This is a genomic window from Aeromonas sp. CA23, assembly GCF_002587065.1.
Classification (GTDB): Bacteria; Pseudomonadota; Gammaproteobacteria; order Enterobacterales; family Aeromonadaceae; genus Aeromonas; species Aeromonas bestiarum.
On the sequence record NZ_CP023818.1, the window covers coordinates 3,049,164 to 3,062,335 of the forward strand.

At 62.8% G+C, this 13,172-nt stretch carries 14 protein-coding genes; 4 read left to right on the forward strand and 10 right to left on the reverse strand.

Annotated elements, in window-relative coordinates; all coding sequences use genetic code 11:
• Positions 1-124: 124 nt before the first annotated feature.
• Positions 125-787: a ribonuclease T gene (gene rnt / locus CK910_RS14285; protein WP_172955319.1), complete on the reverse strand. Its 663-nt coding sequence runs from the start codon at positions 785-787 to the stop codon at positions 125-127.
• A 148-nt stretch (positions 788-935) separates the two neighbouring features.
• Between rnt and CK910_RS14290 the strand changes: the two genes are divergently transcribed.
• Together CK910_RS14290 and CK910_RS14295 are read left to right on the forward strand one after the other, a co-directional pair.
• Positions 936-2,909, forward strand: coding sequence for a methyl-accepting chemotaxis protein (locus tag CK910_RS14290; RefSeq protein WP_098983760.1), 1,974 nt, complete (start codon positions 936-938; stop codon positions 2,907-2,909).
• Positions 2,910-2,977: 68 nt separating this feature from the next.
• The gene (locus CK910_RS14295) at positions 2,978-3,853 is read left to right on the forward strand and encodes a flagellar protein MotY (RefSeq protein WP_172955320.1); all 876 of its coding nucleotides are present in this window, start codon (positions 2,978-2,980) and stop codon (positions 3,851-3,853) included.
• Positions 3,854-3,926: 73 nt separating this feature from the next.
• Here the strand turns inward: CK910_RS14295 and gloA are convergent, their stop codons facing one another.
• The 8 genes from gloA to rsxA form a co-directional block, all read right to left on the reverse strand.
• Positions 3,927-4,340 carry a lactoylglutathione lyase gene (gloA, locus tag CK910_RS14300; protein WP_042869625.1) on the reverse strand — a complete coding sequence of 138 codons (414 nt, stop codon included), beginning with the start codon at positions 4,338-4,340 and terminating at the stop codon, positions 3,927-3,929.
• Between the two features lie 61 nt (positions 4,341-4,401).
• Entirely contained in the window at positions 4,402-5,043 is a 642-nt protein-coding gene (gene nth / locus CK910_RS14305; protein WP_098983762.1) for an endonuclease III, read from the reverse strand.
• Between the two features lie 14 nt (positions 5,044-5,057).
• Entirely contained in the window at positions 5,058-5,816 is a 759-nt protein-coding gene (locus tag CK910_RS14310) for an electron transport complex subunit E (protein ID WP_172955321.1), read from the reverse strand.
• A gap of 16 nt (positions 5,817-5,832) precedes the next feature.
• Complete coding sequence (gene rsxG / locus CK910_RS14315) at positions 5,833-6,465, reverse strand: electron transport complex subunit RsxG (RefSeq protein ID WP_043556436.1); 633 nt, start codon at positions 6,463-6,465, stop codon at positions 5,833-5,835.
• A 34-nt stretch (positions 6,466-6,499) separates the two neighbouring features.
• A complete protein-coding gene (gene rsxD, locus CK910_RS14320) occupies positions 6,500-7,552 on the reverse strand; it encodes an electron transport complex subunit RsxD (RefSeq protein ID WP_043556435.1) in 1,053 nt (350 codons plus the stop codon).
• A gap of 3 nt (positions 7,553-7,555) precedes the next feature.
• Positions 7,556-9,958 carry an electron transport complex subunit RsxC gene (gene rsxC, locus CK910_RS14325; protein ID WP_098983763.1) on the reverse strand — a complete coding sequence of 801 codons (2,403 nt, stop codon included), beginning with the start codon at positions 9,956-9,958 and terminating at the stop codon, positions 7,556-7,558.
• Positions 9,959-9,972: 14 nt separating this feature from the next.
• Positions 9,973-10,536 (reverse strand): electron transport complex subunit RsxB, encoded by a 564-nt coding sequence (rsxB, locus tag CK910_RS14330; protein ID WP_098983764.1) that lies wholly within the window; start codon positions 10,534-10,536, stop codon positions 9,973-9,975.
• Positions 10,537-10,540: 4 nt separating this feature from the next.
• On the reverse strand, positions 10,541-11,122 hold the full coding sequence (rsxA, locus tag CK910_RS14335) for an electron transport complex subunit RsxA (RefSeq protein ID WP_098983765.1): 582 nt from the start codon (positions 11,120-11,122) through the stop codon (positions 10,541-10,543).
• A gap of 112 nt (positions 11,123-11,234) precedes the next feature.
• Between rsxA and CK910_RS14340 the strand changes: the two genes are divergently transcribed.
• Together CK910_RS14340 and CK910_RS14345 are read left to right on the forward strand one after the other, a co-directional pair.
• Entirely contained in the window at positions 11,235-12,131 is an 897-nt protein-coding gene (locus CK910_RS14340) for a DMT family transporter (protein ID WP_098983766.1), read from the forward strand.
• A gap of 103 nt (positions 12,132-12,234) precedes the next feature.
• Positions 12,235-12,429 carry a hypothetical protein gene (locus tag CK910_RS14345; RefSeq protein WP_043141260.1) on the forward strand — a complete coding sequence of 65 codons (195 nt, stop codon included), beginning with the start codon at positions 12,235-12,237 and terminating at the stop codon, positions 12,427-12,429.
• A 208-nt stretch (positions 12,430-12,637) separates the two neighbouring features.
• Here CK910_RS14345 and CK910_RS24670 read toward each other — a convergent pair whose 3' ends face one another.
• Positions 12,638-13,108, reverse strand: a complete 471-nt coding sequence (locus CK910_RS24670) for a methyl-accepting chemotaxis protein (RefSeq protein WP_441296869.1) — start codon at positions 13,106-13,108, stop codon at positions 12,638-12,640.
• Between the last annotated feature and the right edge of the window lie 64 nt (positions 13,109-13,172).

Genomic DNA, 13,172 nt, shown 5'->3' on the forward strand with positions numbered 1-13,172 from the left:
GCGTGGGGATGAAAAACGGCCTTGTATGGGCCTGTTTTCGCCATTCTGGTCAAACCAGCTTGATCTCGCCAACCCAATAGAAGAAGGCTGCCAGGGCAGCCTTCTTGCTCATTGCTCAAACCGGTTATTCGCTCGCATCGTCGGCGGGGGCCTCGTCCGGATGGGCCGGTGGCCAGCCACCCAGGCTCTTCCAGCGGTTGACGATATGACAGAACAGCTCGGTAGTGCGTTCTGTGTCATACAGGGCGGAGTGCGCCTCTTTATTGTCAAACGGGATGCGGGCGCTCTGACACGCCTTGGCCAGCACGGTTTGTCCCAGTGCCAGGCCGGAGAGGGCGGCGGTATCGAAGGTGGCAAACGGATGGAACGGATTGCGCTTAAGGCCGGCGCGTTCGGCGGCGGCCATCACGAAGCCGTGATCGAAGGTGGCGTTGTGGGCCACTATGATGGCGCGGCCGCAGTCGTGCTCCTTCATCCCCTTGCGAATGCCCTTGAAGATCTCGGTCAGCGCTTCTCTCTCGCTGACGGCACCGCGCAGCGGATTGAAGGGATCTATGCCGGTGAACTCCAGCGCCGCCTTCTCCAGGTTGGCGCCTTCGAATGGCTCGACGTGAAAATGAAAGATCTGGTCGGGCAGAAGCCAGCCATCCTCATCCATCTTGAGGGTATAGGCGGCGATTTCCAGCAAGGCGTCGGTTCTGGCATTGAACCCGGCGGTTTCAACATCGATGACGACGGGGTAAAAGCCACGAAAACGGCCCTTGAGGGTGTGAACAGCGTCGGTCATGGTATCTCGGTCGGCGTGAAATGAGGCGGCATTATGGCAAAAAAGCCGGCCCTTGTCCCTCATCCGCAGCCATGAGACAGGTGTCTGATTCTATTATCGACACTCGGGCTTATAATTGACCACTTCAACAATGGAATGGGGAGCGACGATGAATAAGCTGGGATTGGCGCACAAGATGTTGCTGGTGGTCTGCCTGCCGCTGCTGGCCTTGCTGTTTTTCTCCGGCCGATACGTGTATGAGCGTTATCGGGTCGAGCAGGAGATGGCGCAGGCGCAGGCCGCGCTCGAGGTGGTGCGGGAGGCGGCGCAACTGGCCCACGAATTGCAAAAGGAGCGCGGCATGTCGGCGGGCTTTTTGGGCTCCGGCGGCAACAAGTTCCGCGACGCTCTGCCCGCCCAGCGCAAGCTGGTCGATACCCTGCTGGCACGTTTTCACGGGGAGCCCGCCCTGCTGGCGCTGGGAGAGGTGCAACAGGCGCTGACCGGGCTTGTCGCCATGCGTGAACGGGTCAGTGCGCTGGGGGTCGAGGTGGCGGAGCAGGTCAGCTTCTACAGCCGTCTCATCAGTCAGCTGCTGGCCGTGGTGGACCAGGTCAGCCTCAACAGCCAGGATGCCGACATAGCGCTGCAGACCAATGCCTATGCCGCCTTCTTGCAGAGCAAGGAGCGCATGGGGCTGGAGCGGGCGACCCTGAGCAATGTGTTCGGTCGTGACGGCTTCACCCCCGCGCTGTTGCAGCAATTCATCTCCCTGCTGGCGGCCCAGAATACCTATCTCGAGCGCTTCCAGGCGGTGGCGAGCCCGTCACAGCGTCAGCTGCTGGCCGACAGCCTAGCCTCTCCCGTGGTGGCCAAGGTGGCGGCCATGGAAAAACTGGCGCTGGACAAGGCGGCCACCGGGGGCTTCGGGGTCGATGCCGAGGCCTGGTTTGCCTTGAGCACCGACAAAATTGGCCTGCTCAAGGAGAGTGAGGATCGCCTCTACCAGCAGCTGTCCGAGCGGGTCGGCCAGATGCGGGCCCAAAGTGCCAGCGACTTCTGGTGGGCGGCCATAGGTGTCTTGCTGTGCGTGGCGCTGACCACCTTCGTCTGCTGGCGGGTGGTGCGGGATCTGCATCTGGGCTTCATGGCCCTGCACCAGACCTTCAAACGGCTGGTGCAGGAGAATGACCTGACGGTGCGGGTCAACTGGCAATCCGGTGACGAGCTGGGCGCGCTGGCACGGGATCTGAACCATTTCCTCACACATCTCGAGGGGCTGTTGCTGGCGGTACGCCGCTCCTGCGAGGTGCTGGCTCGCAGCGCCGCCGCGTCGGCAGACGTGATAGCCGAGGTCAACGCCGGCGTGGTCCGGGGCTTTGGTCAGGTGGATCTGGTGGCGACCGCCGCCACCGAGATGGCTTCCACCGTGGCCGAGATTGCGCGCAACGCGACCCAGACCTCGCTGGCGACCCAGCAGGCCATAGGCCGGGCCCGTCAGGGTGATAAAGAGGTGGATCAGACCATAGACGCCATCCAGCAGGTGGCGGGCACCCTGATCGATACCCAGCAACTGGTGGACAGCCTGCATCAGGATACAGAGTCGGTCGGCGAGGCGCTCAACCTCATCAAGCAGATCTCGGATCGCACCAATTTGCTGGCCCTCAACGCCGCCATCGAAGCGGCCCGTGCCGGTGAGTCAGGCCGCGGTTTTGCGGTGGTGGCCGAAGAGGTGAGGGCGCTCGCCTCCCGCACCCAGCAGGCGGCGGATGACATAGCGCGTATGCTGGTCCGTTTGCGCCAGGGCGCCAATCAGGCGGTCACCGCCATGCACCTGGGCACAGAGCAGGCGGGCCTGAGCGTGACCGAGGCCAAGCGGGCGGGCAGTGAGCTGACCGACATAGTCAACGAGGTGCGCAAGGTGAGCGACATGACGGCCCAGGTGGCGACGGCCACCGAGGAGCAGCGCTACGTCACCGACGACATACAGCACAACGTGATGACCATACGCGAGGTGTACGAGGCCCATCGCCTGCATTCGGAAACCTTGCAGCAGAACAGCGCCGAGCTGGATCTGCTGGCTCGCGAGCTGGCGGGCCGCATCGCCAGTTTCAAGCTGATGGAGCGTCCTGCACCCCACTGAGTGGTTTGCCCTAAAGCTTGTCCTACCCTTGCCGATACCTAACGTGAGATCGTGTGGAGGGCAGGCAGTTGAACGCTTGGATGTTAGGGTTGGTCAGCATATCCGTGAGTATGCAGTTACAGGCGGGCGTCACCGAGTTTGGTGCCGGCCTGGATCAATCCGTCTGGCGCCTGACCTCGGACACGCAAGTGGAGTGCCGCCTCGAACACCCTATTCCCAACTGGGGTACGGGTGCCTTCGTCAGCCGGGCCGGCCGCAAGATCAATCTGGATTTTGAACTCAAGGGGCTGCGCCAGCAGGCCCAGACCCAGACGGTCAGTCTGGGGATCATGCCACCAGTCTGGCGCCCCGGCATCGCCGGACGGGAAGTGAGCCAGCTGCGTTTCTATCAGCAGTTCGATGGCCTGGTGGAGGGACAGACCGCCTGGACCATGCTGGACGAGCTGGAGGGGGGGCGCATGCCGACCTTCCAGTACCGCGACTGGTATCGCCAGAACCGGCCGGTGCGGGTGTCGCTCTCCTCGGTCAACTTCCGGGTCAAGTATCAGGCTTTCGTGGATTGCCTGAACGGCCTGCTGCCATACAGCTTCAACGACATCGCCTTCAGCGTGCTCACCTATGACAAGAACAGCGACCAGCTGTCGCTGGCCTCCAAACGGCGGCTGGCGATGATCGGCGAGTATGTGAAGGTCGACAAGAGTATCGATGTGGTGGTGATCGACGCCTACAGCGACAGCTATGGCGGTCGCTGGCCGAACCAGAAACTCTCCGAGAAACGGGCCGATGCCATCAAGAAGGTGTTCGTGGATCTGGGCATCGAACCCGGCAAGGTCTCGGTCGAGGGGCATGGCGAGAAGCAGCATGTGGCCTCCAACGAAACCGAAGATGGCCGCGCCAGGAACCGGCGTGTGGTGATCAACATGGGCCGCAATGGCACCATCTGATGGTCGGTTATCATTCAATGAAAAAGAGCGCCGTGGCGCTCTTTTTTTATGGGGATCTTGTCCTGACCATGCCTTAGAAGCTGTCACCCAGGCCTGTGCCTGCATCTTTCTTGGCGATCAGTTCAATCTTGTAACCATCCGGATCTTCCACGAAGGCGATGACCGTCTTGCCACCCTTGACCGGGCCCGGCTCGCGGGTGATCTTGGCACCGGCGGCACGCAGCGCATCGCAGGTGCCATAGATATCGTCCGCTTCCAGCGCGATGTGGCCGTAGGCCGATCCCAGCTCATACTCGCTCACGCCCCAGTTGTAGGTGAGCTCGATGACGGCCTCATCCTTCTCGTCGCCGTAACCGACGAAGGCCAGGGTGTACTTGTATTCGCTGTTCTCGCTCTTGCGCAACAGCTTCATCCCCAGCACCCGGGTGTAGAAGTCGATGGAGCGTTGCAGATCGCCGACGCGCAGCATGGTGTGCAGAATTCTCATGGCTTAATTCTCCCCTTGGTATTCACGATTCTGTAATCAGGCAGGAGGAGGCAATGGTTGCCTAGCTCTCCGGGTAGATCTTCTCTTTGTACTCGCAAAGGTCCTCGATGATACAGGAACCACAGCGGGGTTTGCGAGCCAGACAGGTGTAACGGCCGTGCAGGATCAACCAGTGGTGCACGTCCAGCTTGAACTCGGCGGGCACCACCTTCAGCAGTTTCTCTTCCACCTGACCCACGTTCTTGCCCACCGCGAAACCGGTGCGATTCGACACCCGAAAGATGTGGGTATCGACGGCGATGGTAGGCCAGCCGAAGGCGGTATTGAGCACCACGTTGGCGGTTTTGCGACCGACGCCGGGCAGGGCTTCCAGCGCCTCGCGGTTTTCCGGCACCTCGCCGCCATGGCGTTCCAGCAGGATGGCGCAGGTCTTGATGACGTTCTCGGCCTTGGTGTTGAACAGGCCTATGGTCTTGATGTATTGCTTCACACCGTCCACCCCCAGATCCAGCATGGCCTGGGGCGTGTTGGCCACCGGATAGAGCTTGTCGGTGGCCTTGTTGACGCTCACGTCTGTGGCCTGGGCCGACAACAGCACGGCGATCAGCAGCTCGAACGGTGTCTTGAAGTTGAGCTCTGTGGTCGGGTGGGGATTGTCGTCCCGCAGCCGCTCCAGGATCTGCCTGCGTTTCTGATTGTTCATGGCTCCCTCTTGGCTCAGAGCTGGGTCGCGCGGGCGCCCGCCGCCGGTACGGCGCAGTGGGCCTTCTCGGCGGCCTGCTTGCGGCCCAGTCGGTCGTTGATGGCGTTCTTGCCGGCGATCATCAGGCCCAGCCCGATGAAGCCGCCGGGAGGCAGGATCGCCAGCAGCAGGCTGGCGTCGGCGTGGAACAGCTCGATACGCAGGGACTTGGCCCAGTCCCCCAGCAGCAGGTCGGCGCCGTCGAACAGGGTGCCCATGCCGATGATCTCCCGCAGCCCCCCCAGCACCAGCAGCACCAGGGTGAAGCCCAGCCCCATCATGAAGCCGTCGAGGGCCGCCAGCAGAGGCGGGTTCTTGGAGGCATACGCCTCGGCCCGGCCTATGATGACGCAGTTGGTGACGATCAGGGCGATGAAGATGCCGAGCGCCTGATAGAGGCCATAGGTGTAGGCGTTCATCAACAGCTGCACGCTGGTCACCAGGGCGGCGATGATCATCACGTAGACCGGGATGCGGATATCCTTGGGCACCAGGTTGCGCACCAGGGAGATGGCGAGGTTGGAGCTGACCAATACCACCATGGTGGCCAATCCCAGCCCCAGCGCATTGGTGAAGGTGGAGGAGACCGCCAGGGTGGGGCAGAGCCCCAGCACCTGTACCAGGGAGGGGTTGTTCTTCCACAGCCCCTGCAGCATCAGCTCCTTGAGCTCTTCGCGGCGGCCATTGCCTTCGTTGGCGAGGCTCTGGCCGTCAATCACATCAACTTGTTCCATGGCTTGTGCTCCGGCGTTATGGGGTGGCGTCACAGGAGGGGGCATCCCGCAGCAATTCAGGGTGTTCCTGCTGCAACAGCAGCAGGTTCTTCACCGCCTTGACCACGGCGCGGGGTGTGATGGTGGCGCCGGTGAAGGCATCGAATTCACCACCGTCCTTCTTCACCGCCCAGTTGGCCTCGTTGTCGCGGTTGAGGAACTTGCCGACAAAACTGTTGATCCAGCTCGATTTCTTCAACTCTATCTTGTCACCCAGGCCCGGCGTCTCATTGTGGGCCAGCACCCGCACTGCACTGACGTTACCCTTGGCATCCGTGCCGACGATGAGGCGGATGGCCCCACTGTAGCCGTCGGGGGCCACGGTTTCCAGCGCATAGCCTGTGGTCTCGCCCTGCAGGGTCGCGGTGTAGAGCGGCATGGCCTGATCGCTGCCCAGATAGGTCTTGCTCTGCACCCGCTTGCAGCTGGCCACCAGATCATTGTCATAGCTCCCCTCCGGCAACAGGGCCGAGAGGGTGCGCAGCTTCTCCAGCTGCTGCTGATGGGCGATCCTGTCGCGGGTCAGCTCATTGGTCAGCACCACCACAGCGGTGCAGGCCAGGGCAAACAGCGCCAGGGTGACGCCGTTCTTGCGCATGCTCTTTAACATTGAATCTTTCCTGAGAGTGAGGTGTGCGCCGGGGTCATTTGCGGCGTGCTCCATAGACCTTGGGACGTGTCAGGCTGTCGATCAGCGGTACACACAAGTTGGCCAGCAGCACGGCGAAGGCGAAGGCGTCCGGGTAGCCGCCAAAGCGGCGGATGAGGTAGACCAGCACGCCGATCAGCACGCCATAGACCAGACGGCCACGGGGTGTGGTGCTGGCACTCACCGGATCGGTGGCGATGAAGAAGGCCCCCAGCATGGTGGCGCCGCTGAACAGGTGGAACATGGGGGTGGCGGTGGCATCCGGCGTCATCAGATAACCCAGGGTGGCCGCCAGCAGCAAGGCGCCCAGGATGGCTCCCGGAATGCGCCAGTTGATCACCTTCTGTTGCAGCAGGAACAGGCCGCCCAGCAGGTAGCCGAGGTTGACCCAGCTCCAGCCGATGCCGCCCCAGCCCTCGAACACGGCGTGGGTCATCACCTCGCCGGCGGTGAGGCCCTGGGTCAGCCCTGTCTTCAGGGTATCGAGCGGGGTGGCCATGGTGAGGCCATCCACCCCCTGCTTGAGCTGCGCCATGCTGTAGCCGTCGAGGCTGAAGCCGGTGAAGATGACGGATGCCGCATCGCCGAAGCCGATGTCATAGGCGGCTATGCTCGACGGCGGCAACCAGCTGGTCATCTGTACCGGGAAGGAGACCAGCAGCAGCACATAGGCCACCATGGCCGGGTTGAACAGGTTCTGACCCAGCCCGCCGTAGAGGTGTTTGGCGATGATGATGGCAAAGGCGGTGCCGAGTACCAGCATCCACCAGGGCAGCAGGGGCGGCAGGGAGAGGCCGATCAGCACGGCGGTCAGCGCCGCGCTGCCATCCATCAGGGCGGGCTTGATGGGACGGTGGCGCAACTTGAGTACCAAGGCCTCTGCACCCAGCGCCGTCACCAGCGCCAGCAGGATCTGGATCAGGGTGCCCCAGCCGAAGAACCAGGTCTGCGCCAGAAAACCGGGCAGACATGCCAGGATCACCAGCAACATCAGGGTCTGGGTCTGTTTGCGGTTATGGGCAAACGGCGCACTCGCGATATTGAACATGGATCAGTGGCTCTTGTCAGTCGATGGAGAAGGGGAAGCCTGGGCAGCCGCTTCGGCCGCCAGTTTCCGGGCCTTGGCGCGGGCCACGGCGGCGGCAATGGCTGCTTTCTTGGGGTCGGCGTCGGCAACGACTTGTACCGGTTCTGCGCTCTGCCGGGCATCCGCGTCAGCGATGACACTGGCGTCAGGTTCGGCGATGTTTCCACCCGCTGTTGCTTGCGCTGCCTTTTTGGCTTTGGCACGGGCGATGGCGGCGGCAATGGCTGCCTTTTTGGGATCGACGTCGGCGGCAGCCGAGGCGGATCCGACGGCCGGCTCTGCTTCGACAGAAGTAGTCTCGGGCTCGGCGACCTTGTCATCCGCCGCGTGCGCCGCCTTTTTGGCCTTGGCACGGGCGATGGCGGCGGCAATGGCTGCCTTTTTGGGGTCGACCTCGGCGGCAGCCGGGGCGGATCCTATGGCCGGCTCTGCTTCGACTGCGGTAGTTTCGGGCTCGGCGACCCTGTCATCCGCCGCGTGCGCCGCCTTCTTGGCCTTGGCACGGGCGATGGCGGCGGCAATGGCCGCCTTTTTGGGATCGGCCTCGGCGCTGGGCGCCGCTTCCGTCACAGGTGCCGCCGCAGTGGCCGATGTGTCAGCCGCTGCTTCGTCAGGGGCGGTTTGCGCCGCCTTCTTAGCCTTGGCTCGGGCCAAGGCAGCAGCTATGGCCGCTTTTTTCGGATCCTGTGCCGCGGATGTGGGCGCAACATCGGCGGGCTCATCACCGCTGGCCGTCTTGGCGGCGCGGCGGGCGATGGCCTCCTGCTTGCGTGCCTCGCGGGCGGCAATCATGGCGCTGTTGTCCGGTGCGAGCTCGCTGGCGCCGACCGGCGCAGCGTCCTGCTTGGCCTTGATGCGGGCCAGAGCGGCGGCGACCGGATCTTCGCCACCGGCGGCCGTCATGGCCTGGCGGCGCTGGGCGGCTGCCTCGGCGTGGCGAGCTTCGCGGGCCGCTTTTTCCCGCTCGAAGCGGGCCTGCTTGGCCTCGAAGCGCTGCTTGGCACGCTCGGCCTTCTCGGCCTCGGCGCGGGCCTCGCGAATGTCATCCTTGGCAATCTTGTAGTACTGCACCAGGGGGATCTCGCTCGGGCAGACCCAGGCGCAGGCGCCGCACTCGATGCAGTCGAACAGGTTGAACCCTTCGGCCTTGTCGTACTCCTTGGCCCGGCTGTACCAGTAAAGCTCCTGGGGCAGCAGGTTGGCCGGGCAGGCGTCGGCGCAGGCGCTGCAGCGAATGCAGGCCTGTTCCGGGCCGGGCGGTGGCAGCTCGGCCCGGGTGGGGGAGAGCAGGCAGTTGGTGGCCTTGACCACGGGCACCATGGCATGGGGCAGGGTGAAGCCCATCATGGGGCCGCCCATGATCACCCGCTGATCCACCTCGGGTTGCAGCTCGAAACGCTGCAACAGCCAGCGCACTGGAGTGCCCAGCAGTACCCAGGCGTTGCCCGGCTTCTTGAAGGCGTCGCCGGTGAGGGTGACGATGCGGGAGATGAGCGGTTCGCCGTCTATGATGGCGCGCTTGATGGCAAACACTGTGGCCACGTTGAGCACCATGATGCCCATGTCCACGGCGCGGCCCCCCTTGGGCACCTGACGGCCGGTGAGCAGCTCTATGGTCTGCTTGGCGCCGCCCGAGGGGTACTTGGTCGGCACCGTCTTGACCAGCACGTCTTCGTCGGTGGCGTGACGGGTCAGCTCGCCGATGGCGGCCGGCTTGTTGTCTTCCACCCCGATCAGGGTCAGCTTGGGCTTGAGCAGGTGCTTGAGCACCCGGATGCCGTCCATGATCTCGTCGGCATACTCCTGCATCAGCCGATCGTCGGTGCTGATGTAGGGCTCGCACTCCAGCCCGTTGACGATCAGGATCTCGGTCAGCTGACCGCGACCGTCCAGCTTGCTGTGGGTCGGGAACACGGCGCCGCCCAGACCCGCAATGCCAGCCTGCTGGATGCGTTCCAGCAGCTCGCCCCGCTCCAGATTCCAGTAGTCGCTGCGGCCCAGGCGCTCACCCCAGGCATCTTCCCCATCCGGGGTGAGGGTGATGCAGAGATCATCGAGGCCGGAGGGGTGGGCTACCGTGTGGTGGCCGATGGCGGTGATGATGCCCGAGGTGGAGGCGTGTACCGGCACTATGCGACCCTTGTCGTAGCGGGTCAGCGGCTGACCCTTCTTGACCTTGTCGCCGACCTGCACCAGCAGATCGCCGGCTGGGCCCGCATGCTGGCGCACCGGGATTATGAGCTGGGGCGGCAGGCCCGCGTCCACCACAGGGGTCAGACTGGATTGATCTTTGTTCTCGGGAGGATGAATGCCGCCGTGAAAATCCCACAGGGTGCCGGCTTTGATGCGTTCGAGTAAGGACTGCATGGTTACTCCGCTGTTTATTCCACTATCTTGACCGGAATGGCGACGCTGGCCAGATCCCACTTCCAGTTGTCGACCGTGGTCGGCACAGGGATCATTTCGATACAGTCGGTTGGGCAGGGATCGACACAGAGATCGCAGCCGGTGCACTCGTCGGCGATGACGGTGTGCATCGCCTTGGTGGCACCGACGATGGCATCGACCGGACAGGCCTGGATGCACTTGGTGCAGCCGATGCATTGATCTTCATGGATGAAGGCGACTCTCTTTACCGGGACGGCGGCTTCACCACCGCCCAGCGGCTGGGGCTCTACCCCCATGAGGTCGGCAATCTTGCGCATGGTGGCATCGCCACCGGGCACGCACTTGTTGATCTGATCGCCGTTGGCCAGGGCCTCGGCATAAGGCTTGCAACCCGGGTAGCCGCACTGGCCGCACTGGGTCTGCGGCAGCAGGGCATCGAGCTGATCGACGATGGGATCGGCTTCCACATGAAACTTGACGGCGGCAAAGCCCAGAATGATGCCGAAGGCCAGGGCCAGCAGAGCCAACACCAGAACGGCAAAGAGTATGTGAGTCATAGCGCTATATCTTGATGAGGCCGGTAAAGCCCATAAAGGCCAGCGACATCAGGCCGGCGGTGATCATGGCGATGGAGACGCCGCGAAACGGAGTGGGGACGTCGGCCGCCACCAGGCGCTCACGCATGGCGGCAAACAGGATCAACACCAGCGAGAAGCCACAGGCAGCCCCGAAACCGTAGATGATGCTCTGGATGAAGTTGTGATGCTCGTTGATGCTCAGCAGCGCTACCCCCAGCACGGCACAGTTGGTGGTGATGAGCGGCAGGAAGATGCCCAGCAGGCGATAGAGGGTCGGGCTGCTCTTGCGGATAACCATCTCGGTGAACTGAACCACGACGGCGATCACAAGAATGAAGGCGAGCGTGCGCAGGTAGGCGATGTTCAACGGGATCAGGATATAGTGTTCCATCAGATAGGAACAGGCGCTGGCCAGCGTCATCACGAAGGTGGTGGCCAGCCCCATGCCGATGGCGGTCTCCAGCTTGCCAGAGACGCCCATGAAGGGGCACAGGCCGAGAAACTTCACCAGCACGAAGTTGTTAATCAGCACTGTGCCGACCAATAAAAGAAGGTACTCAGTCATTGAAGGTTGGTTATCCGGTTTGAGGGCGGCAGTATTATCTGATTTTAGGTGCCTTTAAACAACCGCAAGGCCGCATGGTTATTATTCAAATGGCCAATTTCATGGAGGAAATGTGCGACCTTTACCTATCTTTACCCTCACCCTGGCGATGCTGCTCTGGTCCAGCTCCTTTATTGCGCTCAAGCATGTGCTGGGGATCTGGGGCTTCGGCCAGGTGCTCTTCATGCGCATGAGCGTGGCCGCGCTCTGCTGGCTGCTCTGCTACCGCTACCTGGGCAATTTTTGCTATCAAAAGGGAGACTGGCGCTGGCTGGCCCTGATGGGGGGACTGGAGCCCTGCCTCTACTTCCTGCTGGAGGTGAATGCCCTGCGCTACACCAGCGCCGGTCAGGCGGGCATGGTCTGCGCCTTGCTGCCGCTCATCGTGGCCCTGGTGGCCTTCGTGCTGCTCAGGGAACGGGTGAGTCGCCGCCAGTGGCTCGGGTTTGCCATCGCCATCTTCGGCATCGCCCTGTTGGGGCTGGGCGGCGGGGTGGACGAGTTTGCCCCCAACGCCCTGCTCGGCAACAGCCTGGAGATGGCTGCCATGTTCTGTGCCGCCACCTATTCGGTGGTATTCAAGAAGCTCTCCAGTCGCTACAGCGTGCTCACCCTGACCGCCCTGCAGGCCTTTGTTGGCACCCTCTTCTTTGCCCCCTTCGCCGTCAGCGAGCCCTGGCCAACGGCCTGGGCCTGGCAGGACATGGCGGTCATCGTCTTCCTCGGTACCTTCGTGACGCTCGGGGCTTACCTGCTCTACAACTGGTCTGTGACCCAGGTCAAGGTCACGCTGGCGGCGGCCTATGTGAACCTCATTCCTGTCTTTACCCTGTTGCTGGCTTATCTGCTGTTGGGGGAAACCTTGACATCGCTGCAGTGGCTCGCCTGTGGCGCCGTGCTGCTCGGCATAGTGGTGGGGCAACTGCCCGCGCGGCGCAAGGTTCGCGCGCCTGTCATTGCCGACAGCTGATTTGTCCTGCGCGACCGGGAAGCGCTGGCAGCCTGGCTGGCGCCGAGCGGCTTATCGGCTACAGTCTGCACAGACAGGTCAGGCAGGATCCGGGAGCTCACAGATGAACGGCATGATGTTATTGACCAGGGCGCAGGCCCTGCTGGCGCACAATCCCTTTACCCTGGCCGATGCCAGGGCGCTGGAGGCTTTGGAGGAAGCGGCCGTGGGAGAGGAAGGACTCTTGATCGCCGAGCTGTGGGAAACGGCCCTGGTTCTGGCCGATGAGGAGGCTCGCCGCTATATGGGCGAGGCCTGATGGCCGGGCTATGCCCGTGCTTCGTGCAATCTTGATGACGCCCAGCTTCCTGCCCGCCATCTCCGCTGCCACTCCTTTTTGCCCCTCGCATTTATTTCCTTCACATCACGGCAGGCTGCAAGGCTGGCCGCGCTTGCACATGGTCAGAATGAAACAAGCGACGGACTGGGCCGTCGCTTGTTTCATTGGTGCGCCCCTTCACCCCGAGTCAGATGGAGAGACCCTTGACGGTGTCGGAGACCGAGTTGGCATCTTCGATGATCTCCTTGATGACGGTGGCTATGATGCTGGCCTGCTCCTGTCCCGCCATCGCCTTGTCGGAGACCACGGAGACGGTCTGGGTGATCCTGGAGGTGATGTCGGAGTTGAGCTTGATGACGGAGACGATTTCCCCCGTGGAGGTGGAGGTTCTGGCGGCCAGTTGCCGCACTTCGTCCGCCACCACGGCAAAGCCGCGCCCCTGCTCGCCGGCCCGGGCCGCCTCTATGGCGGCATTGAGCGCCAGCAGATTGGTCTGATCCGCTATGCCACTGATGGTGGAGATGATGGACTCTATGTTCTTCGACTGCAGATTGAGATTTTCAATCTGCCGGGTCACCTCGTTGACCGAACTGTTGATGTGGGACGAGGTCTCCAGCACCTTGTCGATCACCTCGCGTCCCTTGGCGGCGCTCGACACGGTTTCACCTGCGATGGCGCAGGCCTTTTGTGCCGCCTCGCGTACCGAGATGGATTTCTCGACC